13 protein-coding genes are annotated in these 15,159 nt (G+C 74.7%); 6 read left to right on the top strand and 7 right to left on the bottom strand.

Translation table 11 applies throughout. The features are described from left to right. The first annotated feature begins 99 nt into the window (after positions 1-99). Entirely contained in the window at positions 100-2,361 is a 2,262-nt protein-coding gene (locus ACN260_RS01345) for an AAA family ATPase (protein WP_422754383.1), read from the top strand. 231 nt (positions 2,362-2,592) lie between these two features. Here the strand turns inward: ACN260_RS01345 and ACN260_RS01340 are convergent, their stop codons facing one another. The 5 genes from ACN260_RS01340 to ACN260_RS01320 all read right to left on the bottom strand — a co-directional run bounded on the left by ACN260_RS01340 (position 2,593) and on the right by ACN260_RS01320 (position 6,754). After that, positions 2,593-3,105, bottom strand: a complete 513-nt coding sequence (locus ACN260_RS01340; protein ID WP_422754382.1) for a GNAT family N-acetyltransferase — start codon at positions 3,103-3,105, stop codon at positions 2,593-2,595. A 133-nt stretch (positions 3,106-3,238) separates the two neighbouring features. Continuing rightward, positions 3,239-3,670 carry a DUF3263 domain-containing protein gene (locus tag ACN260_RS01335; protein ID WP_422754381.1) on the bottom strand — a complete coding sequence of 144 codons (432 nt, stop codon included), beginning with the start codon at positions 3,668-3,670 and terminating at the stop codon, positions 3,239-3,241. Positions 3,671-3,829: 159 nt separating this feature from the next. Then, the gene (locus ACN260_RS01330; RefSeq protein WP_422754380.1) at positions 3,830-4,843 is read right to left on the bottom strand and encodes an ABC transporter permease; all 1,014 of its coding nucleotides are present in this window, start codon (positions 4,841-4,843) and stop codon (positions 3,830-3,832) included. Further along, positions 4,840-5,850 carry an ABC transporter ATP-binding protein gene (locus ACN260_RS01325; RefSeq protein WP_422754379.1) on the bottom strand — a complete coding sequence of 337 codons (1,011 nt, stop codon included), beginning with the start codon at positions 5,848-5,850 and terminating at the stop codon, positions 4,840-4,842. Before ACN260_RS01325 ends, ACN260_RS01330 begins: the two co-directional genes overlap by 4 nt. Positions 5,851-5,968: 118 nt before the next feature. After that, positions 5,969-6,754, bottom strand: a complete 786-nt coding sequence (locus ACN260_RS01320; RefSeq protein WP_422756585.1) for a DeoR/GlpR family DNA-binding transcription regulator — start codon at positions 6,752-6,754, stop codon at positions 5,969-5,971. A 197-nt stretch (positions 6,755-6,951) separates the two neighbouring features. Here ACN260_RS01320 and ACN260_RS01315 point away from each other — a divergent pair, with 197 nt between their 5' ends. From ACN260_RS01315 to nagA, 3 genes are read left to right on the top strand one after another with little or no spacing between them, the layout of a single operon-like run. Then, a complete protein-coding gene (locus tag ACN260_RS01315) occupies positions 6,952-7,881 on the top strand; it encodes an SIS domain-containing protein (protein WP_422754378.1) in 930 nt (309 codons plus the stop codon). Beyond that, positions 7,878-8,816 carry an ROK family protein gene (locus tag ACN260_RS01310; RefSeq protein ID WP_422754377.1) on the top strand — a complete coding sequence of 313 codons (939 nt, stop codon included), beginning with the start codon at positions 7,878-7,880 and terminating at the stop codon, positions 8,814-8,816. Before ACN260_RS01315 ends, ACN260_RS01310 begins: the two co-directional genes overlap by 4 nt. Beyond that, positions 8,813-9,922, top strand: a complete 1,110-nt coding sequence (gene nagA, locus ACN260_RS01305) for an N-acetylglucosamine-6-phosphate deacetylase (RefSeq protein ID WP_422754376.1) — start codon at positions 8,813-8,815, stop codon at positions 9,920-9,922. Before ACN260_RS01310 ends, nagA begins: the two co-directional genes overlap by 4 nt. A 27-nt stretch (positions 9,923-9,949) precedes the next feature. Here the strand turns inward: nagA and ACN260_RS01300 are convergent, their stop codons facing one another. Next, positions 9,950-11,158 (bottom strand): DUF4032 domain-containing protein, encoded by a 1,209-nt coding sequence (locus ACN260_RS01300; protein WP_421484401.1) that lies wholly within the window; start codon positions 11,156-11,158, stop codon positions 9,950-9,952. 111 nt (positions 11,159-11,269) lie between these two features. Between ACN260_RS01300 and ACN260_RS01295 the strand changes: the two genes are divergently transcribed. Both ACN260_RS01295 and ACN260_RS01290 read left to right on the top strand, forming a co-directional pair. Beyond that, entirely contained in the window at positions 11,270-12,082 is an 813-nt protein-coding gene (locus ACN260_RS01295; protein WP_422754375.1) for a phosphatase PAP2 family protein, read from the top strand. 9 nt (positions 12,083-12,091) lie between these two features. After that, positions 12,092-13,324: an APC family permease gene (locus ACN260_RS01290; RefSeq protein ID WP_422754374.1), complete on the top strand. Its 1,233-nt coding sequence runs from the start codon at positions 12,092-12,094 to the stop codon at positions 13,322-13,324. Here the strand turns inward: ACN260_RS01290 and ACN260_RS01285 are convergent, their stop codons facing one another. After that, entirely contained in the window at positions 13,325-15,115 is a 1,791-nt protein-coding gene (locus ACN260_RS01285) for an NAD-binding protein (RefSeq protein ID WP_422754373.1), read from the bottom strand. It abuts the gene before it with no gap. Positions 15,116-15,159 lie beyond the last annotated feature (44 nt).

Genomic DNA, 15,159 nt, shown 5'->3' with positions numbered 1-15,159 from the left:
GGGCACGGCACCCCGCGTCCGGGCCGACCGGGCGCTGGCCTGGGCGGTCGTACCGGACGACCACGGGCGTCGGCGGCGGCGGGCGGCTACTGTCGGGCGATGCCCGCACCGGATCTGACCCTGACCGCCAGCCTGCGCCCGGCCGCGCTGGACGCCCGACGTGGCATCGTCCGGCTGCACCCGGAGGTGCTCACCGCCCTGGCCCTGCGCCCGGGGGACCCGGTACGGCTGGCCGGCAGGCGGGTCACCGCCGGGATCGTCGCGCCCGCCGAGCCGACCGCCAGCGCCGCCCTGCTCTACGCCGACGACCTGACGCTGGGCAATCTCGGGCTGCGCGACGGCGGGCAGGTGACGGTCGGTCCCGCCCCGGTGACCCCGGCCCGCCGGGTGACCCTTTCCGGCCCGGTGCCGGTGCTCGCCGCGGTGTCCCCGGAGATGCTCCGGCTCGCCCTGCTCGGCAAGGTCGTCAGCGAGGGCGACAACGTCTCGCTGCTCCCCCAGGACGTGCTCCCCGACGCCTCGGTACGCGGTCTGGTCGAGGCCGCCCGCCGCAGCCTCGCCAACACCGTCGGGTACGCCTGGACGAGCACCCTGCTGACCGTGGTCGCCGCCGATCCGCAGACCGGTGGCCTGGTCACCATGGACACCGTGGTCGGTTGGGAACACGGCCAGGTCACCCACGGTTCCTCCGGCCCGGCCGGCCCCGGGCGGCAGCCGACCGGCCGTACCGGGACGGCTCCGGCCGGCAGCGCGACGGGCCCGATCGGGGAGGCCGGGGAGGCCGTTCCCGACGACGACGTGCCGCACGTGGACGAGTTGCCCGGTCTGCGGGCGCAGGCCGAGGAGCTGACCGAACTGTTGGACCTCGGCTTCCACCACCGCGAGGTGCTGGGGCGGCTGGGCACCACGGTCTCGCTCGGTGTGCTGCTCAGCGGGCCGGCCGGCTCGGGCAAGTCGGCGCTGGTGCGGGCGGTGGCCAGGACGGTCGGCGCCCGGGTGCGCCCGCTGTGGGCGCCGGAACTCGCCGCGTTGACCAACGACGCGGCGGCCCGACGGCTGCGCGACACCGTCGCCGAGCTGGCCTCGGGCGGGCCGGCTGTGCTGCTGGTCACCGACGTGGAGGCGCTGGCCCCGGCCGAGGACGCCGGGCCGCTGGCCACCGTGTTCCGGCAGGTGCTCGCCGGGGCCGTCCGGTCGGGTACGGCGGTGGTGTGCACCACCTCGCGGCCGGAGTCGGTCGATCCGGGGTTGCGTGCGCCGGATCTGCTGTCGCTGCGGATCTCGGTGCCGCTGCCCGACCCGGCGTTGCGTCGGGAACAGTTGACCGTGCTGACCCGGCAGGTGCCGCTGGCCGAGGATGTCCGGCTCGACGAGGTGGCGGGGCGTACCCCCGGGTTCGTCGCCGCCGACCTGGCCGCGCTGGTCCGGGAGGCCGGGGTGCGGGCGGCGCTGCGGCAGAAGACGGCGCAGACGCCGACAGTGGCGATGGCCGACTTCACGGCGGCGCTGGAGGTGGTCCGGCCGACCACCATGGCGGCGTCCACGCTGGAGCTGGCGACGGTCACCCTGGATGACGTCGGCGGCCTCGGTGAGGTGAAGCAGACCCTCACCGAGTCGGTGCTCTGGCCGCTGACCTACCCGGACACCTTCGCCCGGCTGGGGGTGCAGCCGCCCCGGGGGGTGCTGCTCTACGGGCCGCCCGGGTGCGGCAAGACCTACCTGGTGACCGCCCTGGCCGGGACCGGACGGGCGAACGTGCTGTCGGTGAAGGGTGCCGAGCTGCTGTCCAAGTGGGTCGGTGAGAGCGAGCGGGCCGTGCGGGAGCTGTTCCGCCGGGCCCGCGAGGCCGCGCCGACGCTTGTCTTCCTCGACGAGATGGACGCGCTGGCCCCGGTGCGCGGCCAGGCCACCGACGGCGGTACGACCGACCGGGTGGTGGCCGCCCTGCTGACCGAGCTGGACGGGGTGGAGGCGCTGCGCAACGTGGTGGTGGTCGGGGCGACCAACCGGCCGGACCTGGTCGACCCGGCCCTGCTGCGCCCCGGCCGGCTGGAACGGCTGGTGTACGTGCCGCCGCCGGACGGCCCGGCCCGCGCGGAGATCCTGCGGGCCGCGTCCCGCGCCGTGCCACTCGCCGGGGACGTCGACCTGGCGGCGCTCGGCGAGGAGTTGACCGGTTTCTCGGCGGCGGACTGCGCGGCGCTGGTGCGGGAGGCGGCGCTGGCCGCGATGCGGGAGTCGCTGTCGGCCGCCACGGTCACCGCCGCGCACGTCGCCACCGCCCGGGACCGCGTCCGCCCCTCGCTGGACCCGGAGCAGGTCGCCTGGCTCGCCGCCTACGCCGACAAGCACGCGGGCTGAGCTGCTGGCGCAGCCGTGGGGTGCTGCGGACCGGCGGCGCCGAGCGGGGCGGGTCCGGCGGCGCCGGGCGGCGGCGGGCCATGTCGGGCAGGTCGGCGTGTCCTCGGGGACGGTGGGTGTGCCGGTGAGCGATATGCCTGAGCGGCATAAATATGACTGGTAGTCATATCACTCGCTGCGGGCATCTCGACCGTCGGCGACACGCCGCCCGCGCGGTGGCCGGCGAGAGGGTCAGCCGGCGGCGGGGGGCGTCGCGTCGAGCGAGATCTCCGCGTACACCCGGTGGTCGTCCTCGCGGAGCTTGGCGCCGCAGTTACGCAGCACCGCGACGGCCCCCAGGTTGTCCGGGGTGGTCTCGGCGACGACGGAGTGCATGCCGGCCGCCGCCGCGGCGTTGAGCAGTTCCCGCAGGGCCGCCGCGCCGAGGCCCTGACCCCGGGCCGACCGGCCGAGCCACATCCCGGTCTCCACCACTCCCGGGGCGTCGCAGCGGGTCATCCGGATCATGCCGACGACCTCGCCGCCGGCATACACGGCGAACATCAGGGTGCGGGTCGGGCCGTCCAGCCCGCCGAAGCTGGCCCGGTGGAAGTCCCGGAACGCGTCCCGGCGGGCCAGCGACCAACCGGCGGGGGCGTCGACCGGGGGTATGACGTCGATCGGCTCCGCCTCGGCCGCCGCTACGGAGAGCAACGATTCCAGGTTCGCCTCGTCCACCGGCTCCAGCCGTACCGTACCTGCCACGTGCCGCAGTCTGCCGCCCGTACCGGCCGTCGTCCACCCCTTTGGCCGGTGACTGGCGGTCCGGTCGGAGGTATCGGCCGGTCGTGCCGTCGGAGCGGGGAATCTCACGCTCCGCTGTCAGCGTGGGCAGGGATCAGCGGCGGCGGTTGCGGGCGCGGGAGGCGCGCAGCCGGCGCAGCCGGCCGATCAGCAGCGGCTCGGCGGCCAGCGCGGCCGGGCGGTCCAGCAGGGCGTTGAGCAACTGGTAGTAGCGGGTCGCGGACAGCCCGAAGGTGTCCCGGATGGCCTGTTCCTTGGCCCCGGCGTGCCGCCACCACTGCTGTTCGAAGGCGAGGATGGCCCGCTCCCGCTCGGTCAACTCGTCGCCGCCGGCCGCCGGCCCGGATCGGGGCGACGGCACGTCGGCGTCCAGGGCCGGTCGGGGTGCGGGCAGGTCGCCCTCCGGCAGGTCGCCCTCCGGTGCCGGTCGGGGTGCGGGCACCGGAGGCGGCGTGGACCGGGCGTCGGTGGACGGTGGGGGGTCGGCGGGGGGCACGGGCGGCATGGCGTCGGTGGGCGGCGGCACGGCGCTCCTCGGCAGGGTGGACGACCGGGCGTACCGGCCGGGGAAGCCTAGCTTAACCAGGGTGGGCGACGGTTCCGGACGACGGACGGGCCCGGCTCGACACGTGGTCGACCCGGGCCCGTCGCGGTCGGCTGCCGCCCGAACCGGGCGGCAGCCGGATCAGGTGATGTCCCGCCGGCGCATCATCCAGAACGCGGCGACCATCACCACGGCGGTACCGATACCGAACACCAGTGCCGAGTCCTGCCAGGTCACCAGCATCTCCTTGGGCGTGCACTCGCCCTGCACCAGCTCGCAGGAGCGGTAGTCGACGAGCGCCCACTGCTTCTGGAACCAGGCGAGCGCGTAGGTGGACAGCACCCACCGGTCACCGAAGCGGACCTCGGCGATCGTCGTGGCGATCCGGATGCCGATCTCACTGATCACCCCGGCGCCCACGGCCACCCCCAGGGCCATCGCCGTGTGCCGGCCCAGGGACGCCAGGGCGAAGGCCACCGCACCGGCGGCGAGGATCATCGCCAGCGCCCGAAGGCCGCTGATCCCGGCGGACTGCCACACCCCGGAGGTGACCTTCTCGGTGGTCCCCCGGAAGCTGGCGATGAGCCAGAAGGCCAGCGTCCACAGCGCCCCGAGGACCACGGTCACCCCGGTCAGCGTGGTGAGCACGGCGGCCAGTTTGGTGCCGAGCACGGTGAGCCGTTTCGGCCGCCACAGCAGCAGGTTCATCATCCCGCCGGTGCTCCACTCGGCGCCCACGAACGAGGCGCCGATCAGGAAGCCGAACAGCGCCACCGCCCCGGCGAAGATGGCGATGAAGTTGCCGAACTCGGCCCGGAAGTCGAACTGGTAGGGCAGGTTCCACTTCGGGTCGAACATCTCGGCGGTGGGCTTCCAGTCCCGGCCGCAGTTCGGGCCGTACCGCTCGTCGGTCTGCTCGCCGCGGGCCTTGGCCGCGTCGCACTCGGCGATCGACCGCTCCCACTCCCGGACGGCGTCCCGGAAGTTCGCGTCCGACTCCGCCTGCGCCTGCGCGATCACGGCCGGCGAGAGCTTGTGGCTGGAGAAGGTGAAGGCGGTGACGATGCCGGCCAGGCCGAGGACGAGCAGGATCAGCATGACCCGGGTGAGCCGGCGCTTGGCCAGCCGACGCAGTTCGGTGACGTACAGGCTCATGCGCCCCACCCTCCCGTGGTGCCGGCGGTGTGACCCGGCTCGCCGATCTTGGCGGACTGGTCGACCTGCCGGTGCTGACCGGGGACCGGAGCGGTGGCGGTGATCTCCAGGAAGACGCTCTCCAGGTCCACCGAGACCGGGGCCAGTTCGCTGACGTACAGGTGTTGTTCGGCGAGCAGCCGGCTGACCGCGGCCGGCTTGTCCACGCCGGCCAGCATCAGGTGGTCCGGGTGGCGGGTGACCGCGACGCCGGCCCGGCCGAGCAGTTCGGCGGCGGCGGCGAGGTCCTCGGCGGCGTCCAGGCGCACCCGTACGCCGCCGTGCGAGTGCTGGGCCAGCACCTGCTCCACCGGACCGGCGGCGACCCGGCGGCCCAGCGAGATGATGGTGACCTCGTCGCAGATGAGCTGGATCTCGCCGAGGATGTGGCTGGAGAGCACCACGGTCATGCCGGATTCGGCGAGGGTGCGCATCAGGGTGCGCATCTCCCGGATGCCGCCCGGGTCGAGGCCGTTGGCCGGCTCGTCGAGGATCAGCAGCTTGGGGTTCTTGAGCAGGGCGGAGGCGACGGCGAGCCGCTGCTTCATGCCGAGCGAGTACGTCTTGACCCGCTCGCCCGCCCGGTCGCGCAGCCCCACGAGTTCGAGCACCTCGTCGACCCGGACGGCGGGGACGTCGCCGGCCCCGGCCAGCAGGGACAGGGTGTCCCGGGCGCTGAAGTGCGGGAAGAACTGCGGGCTCTCCACGATCGCGCCGACCTGACCGGCGACGGTGGGCAGTGCGCCGGGCACCTCGTGGCCGAGGATGGCCATCCGCCCGCCGTCGGGCTGGATGAGCCCGAGCAGGGTACGCAGGGTGGTGGTCTTGCCCGACCCGTTGGGGCCGAGGAAGCCGTGCACCTGACCGGCCTCCACCCGCATGTCGAAGCCGTCCAGCGCGTTGCGGACCCCACGCCGGCGACTCTTGTACGTCTTACGTAGACCTTCGATCTCCAGGACAGCCGACAAGCTGCGCCTCCCCCGATGGTGGCTGATGACAGCGGTCACCATACTCGGTATACCCGCCAGGGCAATACCCGGTATGCATCGGCGCTCGATTACTACCGACGGTGTACCAACGGGTCACTCAGGCGCAGATGACGGCCACTCCGGCGGCGCGGAACGCATCGACGAGTTCCGGGGCCGCCCCGGAGTCGGTAACCAGGGTCTCCACCCGCTCCACCGGGCAGATCCGGGCGAACGCGTGACCGCCCAGCTTGGACGAGTCCGCGATGATCACGACCCGTTTGGCCCGCGCCACCATCAGGTTGTTCATCGCCGCCTCGCCTTCGTGGTGGGCGGCGGCACCCAACTGGGGATCGAGCGCGTCCACGCCCAACAGGGCGACGTCGAGGGTCACCTCGCGCAGCAGCGCCCCGCCCAGCGGCCCGACCAGTTCGAACGACTTCGGCCGCACCACGCCCCCGGCGACCACCACCTTCATCCGGGAGCGGACCAGCAGCTCGTTGGCGATGTTCAGGGCGTTGGTGACCACGGTGAGCTGGGCACCCTCGGCGCTGGTGTTCAGATCCGGCCGGACGGCCAGGGCGCGGGCCACCTCGGTGCTGGTGGTGCCGCCGTTGAGGCCGACCACGGTGCCGGGGGAGACGAGCGCGGCGGCGGCGGCCCCGATCCGCTGCTTCTCGGCCGAGTGCTTGGCCGTCTTGTAGCGCAGCGGCAGGTCGTAGGAGACGCCGTTGGCGACCGCGCCGCCCCGGGTCCGGGTGATCATCTGCTGCTGGGCGAGCTGGTCGAAGTCGCGCCGGATGGTGGCCTGGGAGACGTCCAGCCGCCCGGCGGCCTCCTCGACGCTGACCCGACCACTGTCGGTGAGCATTTCGAGCAGAGCGTTCCACCTGGCGTACCGGTCCACGAGGGGCCTCCGACTCTGCACGAAGGGTGATCGAATGCGTGCACCGTAGTGCGCGAAACTCCTGGTGCGCAAAACCCCCGACTGCGCGATCCGGGGGCAGGTTGCCACGCGCACCTCGTTTCGCGCAGAATAACGCGCGAAAGACGGTGGTAATGAGCCGTATTGCGCACCTCCCTCCCCTGTGCGAGGAGTTCCCCATGGCGTACGTCGACGCGGAGATCGCCAGCCAGCCCGACTGCTGGCGGGAGGCGGCCCGACTGGCCGGCACCGTCACCGGCGTCCTCCCCCGCCCCGGCGAGCGGGTCGCCGTCGTCGGCTGCGGCACGTCGTGGTTCATGGCCATGGCGTACGCCGGGCTGCGCGAACGGGCCGGGCACGGCGAGACCGACGCCTTCCAGGCCAGCGAGTTCCCCGTCGACCGCCGCTACGACCGGCTGATCGCGGTCACCCGCTCCGGCACCACCACCGAGGTGCTCGACCTGCTCGCCGCGCTGCGCGGCCGGACCCCCACCACCGTCCTGGTCGGCGACCCCGGCTCGCCCGCCGTCACGCTGGCCGACGCGGCCGTGCCGATGCCCTTCGCCGACGAGCGTTCGGTGGTGCAGACCCGGTTCGCCACCACCGCCCTGGCGCTGCTGCGCGCCCACCTCGGCGACAACGTCGAGGCGCTGGCCGCCGACGCCGAGGTCGCCGTCCGCGCCCCGCTGCCGCTCGACCCGGCCCGCATCGACCAGGCCACCTTCCTCGGTCGCGGCTGGACGGTCGGACTGGCCCAGGAGGCCGCGCTGAAGTGCCGGGAGGCGGCCACCTTCTGGGCCGAGGCGTACCCGGCGATGGACTACCGGCACGGCCCCATCTCGATCGCCGGCCCCGGCCGGCTGGTCTGGGCGTTCGGGGAGCTGCCCGAGGGCCTGCCGGAGGACGTGGCGGCCACCGGGGCGGCGTTCGTGCACAGCCGGCACCACGGCTGCCACACCGTGCTCGGTAGTTGGGCGGCCGGCCGCACCCCGGTCGACCCGATGGCCGACCTGATCCTCGCCCAACGCTTCGCGGTGGCCCTGGCGACCAGCCGGGGTCTCGACCCGGACGCGCCCCGGCACCTGACCCGCTCCGTGGTGCTGGCATGACCGACGGGCCGCCGGGCGACGACCGGGTGGTCGTCGCGTTGGACGTCGGCGGCACCGGCATGAAGTGCGCCCTGGTCCGCCCCGACGGCAGCGTGCTGCACGCCGAACGGCACCCCACCGACGCCGGGCGCGGCCCGGACGCCGTGGTGGCGACCGTCCTCGCCGTCGCCGAGGGCCTGGCCGACCGGGCCCGCGCCGCCGGGTCGACCCCGGTGGCCTGCGGCGTCGCCGTACCCGGGGTGGTCGACGAGACCGCCGGGGTGGCGGTCTGGTCGGCGAACGTCGGCTTCCGGGACGTACCGCTGCGGGATCTGGTGGGGGCGCGGCTCGGGCTGCCGGCGGCGCTCGGCCACGACGTGCGGGTGGGCGGGATCGCCGAGGCCCGGCTCGGTGCCGGCCGGGACGCCCGACACGTGCTCTTCGTCGCGATCGGCACCGGCATCGCCGCCGCGCACGTGGTCGCCGGGTCGGCCGCCGTCGGCGCGCACGGTGCGGCCGGCGAGATCGGCCACATCCTGGTACGCCCCGACGGCCCGCGCTGCGGCTGCGGCCGGCCCGGCTGCCTGGAGGCCGTCTCGTCCGCCTCGGCCGTGGCCCGCCGCTACGCCGAACTGGCCGGGTCGACGGCGAGCGCGGCCGAGGTGGCCGGGCGCGCGGCGGCCGGTGAGGAGCTGGCCGGGCGGGTGTGGCGGGAGGCCGTCGAGGCGCTCGCCGACGGGCTCGCCACCGGGCAGGCCCTCTACGACGTGGACACCATGGTCATCGGCGGCGGGCTGGCCCGGGCCGGCGGGCAACTGCTCGACCCGCTCCGCGCGGCCCTGCGCGAACGGATGACCTTCCATCGGGAGCCGCGCCTGGTCGCGGCGGCCCTCGGCGACGAGGCCGGCTGCCTCGGTGCCGCCCTGCTCGCCCTCGACAGTCTGGAGAGACGATGACCCAGCGGGTGACCGGCAAGGTGGTGACCCCGACCGGCGTGATCCGGCAGGGGTGCGTGGAGCTGGACGGCGAGCGGATCACCGCCGTCGCCGAGTATCCGGCCAAGCGCGACGGGCACTGGATCGTGCCGGGGTTCGTGGACATGCACACCCACGGCGGGGGCGGGCACACCTTCACCACCGGTGACGCCGACGCCGCCCGCGCGGCCGCCGGGTTCCACCTGCGGCACGGCACCACCACCCTGCTGGCCAGCCTGGTCAGCTCCCCGTTCGAGCTGATGCGCACGGCGACCGCCGCGTTCGCGCCGCTGGTCGGCGAGGGGGTGCTGGCCGGCGTCCACTTCGAGGGGCCGTACCTGTCGGCGGCCCGGTGCGGCGCGCAGAACCCGGAATTCCTCCGCGACCCGTCCACCGACGAGCTGGGCCGGCTCGTCGCCGACGGCGGCGGGGCGGTCCGCATGGTCACCCTGGCCCCCGAGCGCCCCGGCGCGCTGGACGCCATCAAGTTGCTCACCTCGCACGGGGTGGTCGCCGCCGTCGGCCACACCGACGCCACCTGGGAGCAGACCCGGGCCGCCGTCTCGGCCGGGGCGAGCGTCGGCACCCACCTGTTCAACGGGATGCGCCCGCTGCACCACCGCGAACCGGGCCCGGTGGTGGCCCTGCTGGAGGCCCCGAACGTGGTCTGCGAGCTGGTCGCCGACGGGGTGCACCTGCACGACGGGATGCTCACCTTCGCCGCCACCGTGGCCGGCCCGGAGCGGATCGCCCTGGTCACCGACGCGATGGCCGCCGCCGGCATGCCCGACGGCGAATACGAGCTGGGCGGCCAGCCGGTCGCCGTGGCCGACGGGGTGGCCCGCCTGGCCCGGGACGGTGCGATCGCCGGCAGCACCCTCACCATGGACGCGGCGCTGCGGCACGCCGTCACCGCCGGCATCCCGATCGTCGACGCGGTACGGATGGTCGCCACCACCCCGGCCCGCGCCATCGGCCTCGGCGACCGGGTCGGCGCGCTCCAGCCGGGCCGCCGTGCGGACCTGGTGGTGCTCGACGACGAGCTGAGCGTCGTCCGGGTGATGCGCGCCGGCACCTGGCTCGACTGACCCCGCTCGCACGCGGGGACGGGCGGGTCAGGCGGTGGGGACCTCGACGCCCAGAACGGCCTGCTCGTCGGGGCGGTGCACCAGCACGTCGGCCAGGTACGACTGCACCGCCGGCCCCATCCCCACGTCCCGGCCGGCCCGCTCGGAGAGCAGCCACTTGTGCTCGATGATCTGCGCGAAGACCTCCTGCGGCTCCAGCTTGTGCCGCAGGTGCGCCGGGACCGCCCGGACGACCGGCTCGAAGACCTCCGTCAGCCAGCGGTGGGCCGCCTGCTGCTCGTCGGTCAGGTCGCTCTCCACCCGGTAGGCGTCCAGGTCGTTGAGCAGCCGGCGGGCCTGGTTCTCCTCGGCGTCCAGGCCGGTGAGCCGGATCAGCCGCCGGGTGTGGTAACCCGCGTCGACGACCTTCGGGCGGACCAGGTACCGCCCGTCGTCGACCGTCGACAGGGCCACCTCGGCCACGTCGAACCCGAGGTCGTTGAGGCGGCGGATGCGACGCTCGATGTCGTGCCGGGCCTCCCGCTCGACCTGCTGCTCGTAGGTGATCTCGTGCCAGAGCCGTTCGTAGCGCTGCACGACCTCCTCGCAGACCACCTCCGGGTCGATCGACTCGTGCAGCAGCCCCGCGGCCTGGAGGTCCAGCGCCTCACCGAAGATGTTGACCCGGGCGATCTCCAGGTCCTCACCGCGCTGCCCGTTGGACAGTGAACGGTGCAGCGCGCCGGTCTCGGCGTCGACCAGGTAGGCGGCGAACGCACCGGCGTCCCGCCGGAACAGGGTGTTCGACAGCGAGCAGTCGCCCCAGAAGAAGCCGGTCAGGTGCATCCGCACCAGCAGCACCGCGAGGGCGTCGAGCAGCCGGCCCATCGTCTCCGGGCGCAGCGTGCGGGAGAACAGCGCCCGGTAGGGCAGCGAGAACTGGAGGTGCCTGGTGATCAGCACCGGATCCAGCGGGGTGCCGTCGTCGGCCTGCCGGTCGGCCACGATGGCGATCGCCTCCACCGACGGGAAGTCGATCCGTTCCAGCGCCCGCAGCAGGTCGTACTCGCGTTCGGCGACCCGCTCCCCGGTCTCCTTGACCGCGTACACGTAGTCGCCGAGGCGGACGAACCGGACGATGTGCCGGGAGATGCCCTGCGGCAACGCCACCAGGTGCCGGGCGGGCCACTGTTCCAGCGGGGTCGACCAGGGAAGGTCGAGCAGCGCCGGGTCGACGAGGGCCGAGGTGATCCGCACGGGGACAAGTGTGCCGGGTGTCCCCCGTCCGACGCCCCCCTTCGTGGTTCGGCACACATCGACCCCGGGCCGTGCCGTCCCGACCGTCGCGTCGGCCGGTAGCGTGACCGCGTGCGGGAGCGAACCACGACGGTACGCGGCGGAGCACGGCTCAGGCCGGTCCGCCCGGCCGGCTGGTGGTACGACCTGCTGCTGCTCACCGCCCTGGTCGCGCTGACCGGGGCGCTGGCCACCGACCACCTGTTCGGCGTCGACCGGGCGGTCGCCGACTGGGCCGAGGGGCACCGGCCGACCGCCGCGTACTGGATCGCCCGGGTGCTCAACCTGCTCGGCCAGGGCACCCCGTTGACGCTGCTCGCCGCCGCCCTGGGGGTGCTGCTGGCCGTCCGGCTCCGCTCGGTACGCCCGGTGCTGCCCCCGGTGGTCGCCTTCGCGCTCACCTACCTGACCATCGGGCCGCTCAAGGTGTGGACGGCCCGCCCGGCCCCCAGCGCCAGCGTGAAGGAGCCGTTCCTGCCGCCGGAGCAGACCCTGCCGCTGTTCCAGCACGACCTGCCGGTCCGCTACGCCCAGTCGTACCCGTCGGGGCACGTGGCCAACGCGATCGTCTGGTACGGCGTGCTCGCCCTGCTGCTCGTCCCGCTGCTGCGTACCGCCGGCCGGTGGATGCCACCCCGGCTGGCCACCGCCGTGCGGGTGGTGCCGCCGCTGGTGGTCCTGTGCACCACCACCTACCTGGGCTGGCACTGGTTGACCGACTCGGTGGCCGGGCTGCTGCTGGGGCTGCTGCTGGACCGGCTGCTGCGCCGGATCCCCTGGGACGACCTGCCGCTACCGACCCGGCTGCGCGGCCGGGACCGCCCGTTCATCGCCGACCCGGGCCGGTCGCCCGATGGGGGCCGCCCGTTCACCTCCGCCCCGTAACCTGCCGGGGTGGATCGACTGCGGCGGCGGTTGGGCGTACCCGATGCGGTGGTGGTCGGGTTGGGGGCGATGCTCGGCGCGGGCGTGTTCGTGGTCTTCGCCCCGGCCGCCGCAGCGGCCGGCGGCACCGGGCTGCTGGTGGCGCTGGCGCTGGCCGGGTTCGTCGCGTACTGCAACGCGACCAGCTCGGCCCGGCTGGCCGCCCGCTACCCGGAGTCCGGCGGCACCTACGTGTACGGCCGGGAACGCCTCGGCCCGTTCGCCGGGTTCCTCGCCGGCTGGGGTTTCGTGGTCGGCAAGACGGCGAGCTGCGCGGCGATGGCGCTGACCATCGGGGCGTACCTGTGGCCGGGGCAGGCCCGGCTGGTCGCGGTCGGCGCGGTGCTCGCGGTGACCGGGGTGAACCTGCGCGGCGTCACCCGCACGGTCGCCGCCACGAAGGTGCTGGTGGTCGTGGTGCTGGCGGTGCTGGCCCTGGTCGCGGTGACCGGCCTGGCCGCCGGGGAGGTACGGCTCGACCGGCTCGCCGACGGCGGCGGTACGGCCCGGGGTGTGCTCACCGCCGCCGGGCTGCTCTTCTTCGCCTTCGCCGGGTACGCCCGGATCGCCACCCTCGGTGAGGAGGTCCGCGACCCGGCCCGCACGATCCCCCGGGCGGTGCCGCTGGCCCTCGGGGTGGTGCTGGCGGTCTACCTGGTCCTCGCGGTGGTCACGGTCGGCGTGCTCGGCCCCGACCGGCTGGCCGGCTCCGTCGCGCCCCTGGCCGACGTGGTGACCGTCGCGGGGCTGCCCGGCCTGGCCTGGGTGGTCCGGGCCGGGGCGACGGTGGCGGTGACCGGGGTGCTGCTGTCCCTGCTCGCCGGGGTGGGCCGCACCCTGCTGGCGATGGCCCGCCGCCGGGACGTGCCGGGGGCGCTGGCCGCCGTGCACCAGGTGCACCGGGTCCCGCACCGCGCCGAGCTGACCGTGGCCGCCGTGGTGGTCGCGGTGGTGGCGCTCGGTGACGTCCGGGGTGCGATCGGCTTCTCCAGTTGCACGGTGCTGGTCTACTACGCGATCACCAACGCCGCCGCGTGGACGCTGGGCCGGGACCCGACCCGCCGGCTGCCCACCCGGGCGCTCGCCGGGGCGGGGCTGGTCGGCTGTCTGCTACTCGCGGTCAGCCTGCCGGTCGCCAGCGTGCTCGCCGGTTTCGGGGTGCTCGCCCTCGGCGCGCTCTGGTATGCCGTCCGACCCCGCTAGTCACTCCTGCGGGTCCCGCGACGCCGGAATGTCGGCGGTCGGCGGGGCGGCCGGCGGGGGCGGCGTGGTCTCGCGGAGCAGGGCGCCCAGCCCGGCCCGCCGGGCCACCACGGTCAGCCGGTCCCCCGCCGAGATCACCATCCGGGGGTCGGCCCGCCAGTCGGTCTTGTGGCCGGGCCGGGAGTGGGCCAGCAGGCGCACCTCGCCGGGGCGGGCCACCGCGCCGAGCGGGCGACCGTCCAGGGCCGCACCGGCCGCCACCGGCACCTCGACCACCAGCAGGGCGTGCCGGTCGACCGGGATGGTGGCGATGACCGCCCGGTCCAGCAGGGCGGCGGCGAAGGACGGGGCGGCCAGGTAGGACACGCTGCGCGAGATGCCGATGCCGAACGCCCGCTGGATGCGTTCGGCGAAGTCGCCGTCGAAGAGCCGCAGCACCACCCGCAGCTCCGGGTTGAGCGCCCGGCCGTTCAGCGCGGCCCGCAGGTTGACCCCGTCGTCGGTGGAGACCACCACCAGCGCCTGGCAGTGTTCCACCGAGGCCGAACGCAGCGTCTCCTCGCGGGCGGCGTCCCCGACGATCAGCGGTACGCCCAGCCGCCGGGCCAGCGCCGCGCCCCGCGCCTCCGCGCTGCGGTCGATCGCCACCACCTCGACGCCGAAGTCGTGCAGTTGGGCCATCACCCGGGTACCGATGTTGCCCAGCCCGGCGACCACCACGTGCCCGGTGCGTTCCGGCTGGATGCGCCCGGCGTGCAGGGCCAGCCGGGCGTTGACGATGCCGTCGACCACCACGGCGGTGATCAGCGGGATCAGCGCCAGCCCGGCCAGGTTGAGCACCACCTGCATGACCTGGGCGGCGGCCGGTTTGGTGACGTCCGGGTCCTGGCCGCTGAGCGTGGTCACCAGGGTGAGGTAGAGCGCCTCCGTCCAGCTCACCGCGACCGCGCGGGCGTTGAGCCAGCCGAGCAGGGCGATCACCGCGAGCAGGGTCAGCACCGCGATGCCGATCTTGCGGGTGGCGAAGCTGCGGACCGCCCGCAGCAGCACCGCCAGGGGTCGCCGACGACGCCGGGCCCGGACCAGCCGACGGGCCGCCAGCTCGGTGCCGGCGGGCTGCCCGGTCGCCTCGGCGAGCACCACGTCGGCGGCCTGCTCGTCGGCGGGCAGCACCCGGACCAGATCCGGATCGGTGGTGACGGCCAGCCCGCACACCACGTCGGCGGGGCGGACGTCGGCGCGGCGGGCCACGTACAGGGTGCGACCGCCGTGCCGGAAGTGAGTCGGGGCCACCTCGCCGAGGGCGGCGGCGACGAACGCCGGGGCGGCCATCGAGGCGTCGGAGAGGACCGCCGAGTCGGGGAAGAGCTGCCGCAGGCCGTTGGCGAGGCTGGTGTTGAACATCCGGACCACCAGGCGCAGCCGGGGCTCGACCTCCTGCGCGCAGAGCGCGGCGTGCATGTTGCCCACGTCGTCCTGGTGCAGCAGGGCCAGCCCGTCCGCCCCGGCCAGGCCGGCCCGGCGGAAGGTGTCCTCGTCGAGCCGGTCGGCCCGGACCACCTGGACCCCGTCGACGTCCCGCCCGTCGGGGCCCTCGGAGCGGCGGCGTTCCGGCACCACCAGGGTGATCCTGACCCGGCCGTGGGCCATGTCGGTGCCGAGCAGCGCCCGCACCACCCAGTACGCCAGCGGGTCGTTGCCGCAGACCACGTAGTGCGGACGGGGGTCGCCGTTCATCCGTAACCGCCAGCCGGTCGCGCGCCGGGCCCGGTCCCGCAGGGGTTCGGCCATGCCCGGATGGTAGCCAGCCGCCCGGCGGGGACGCAGCCCTGGTG

The sequence above is a fragment of the Micromonospora sp. WMMD708 genome (assembly GCF_049315245.1).
GTDB lineage: Bacteria > Actinomycetota > Actinomycetes > Mycobacteriales > Micromonosporaceae > Micromonospora > Micromonospora wenchangensis.
The sequence above is the reverse complement of the archived record's forward strand: the minus strand, read 5'-3'. Positions and strand labels throughout refer to the sequence as shown.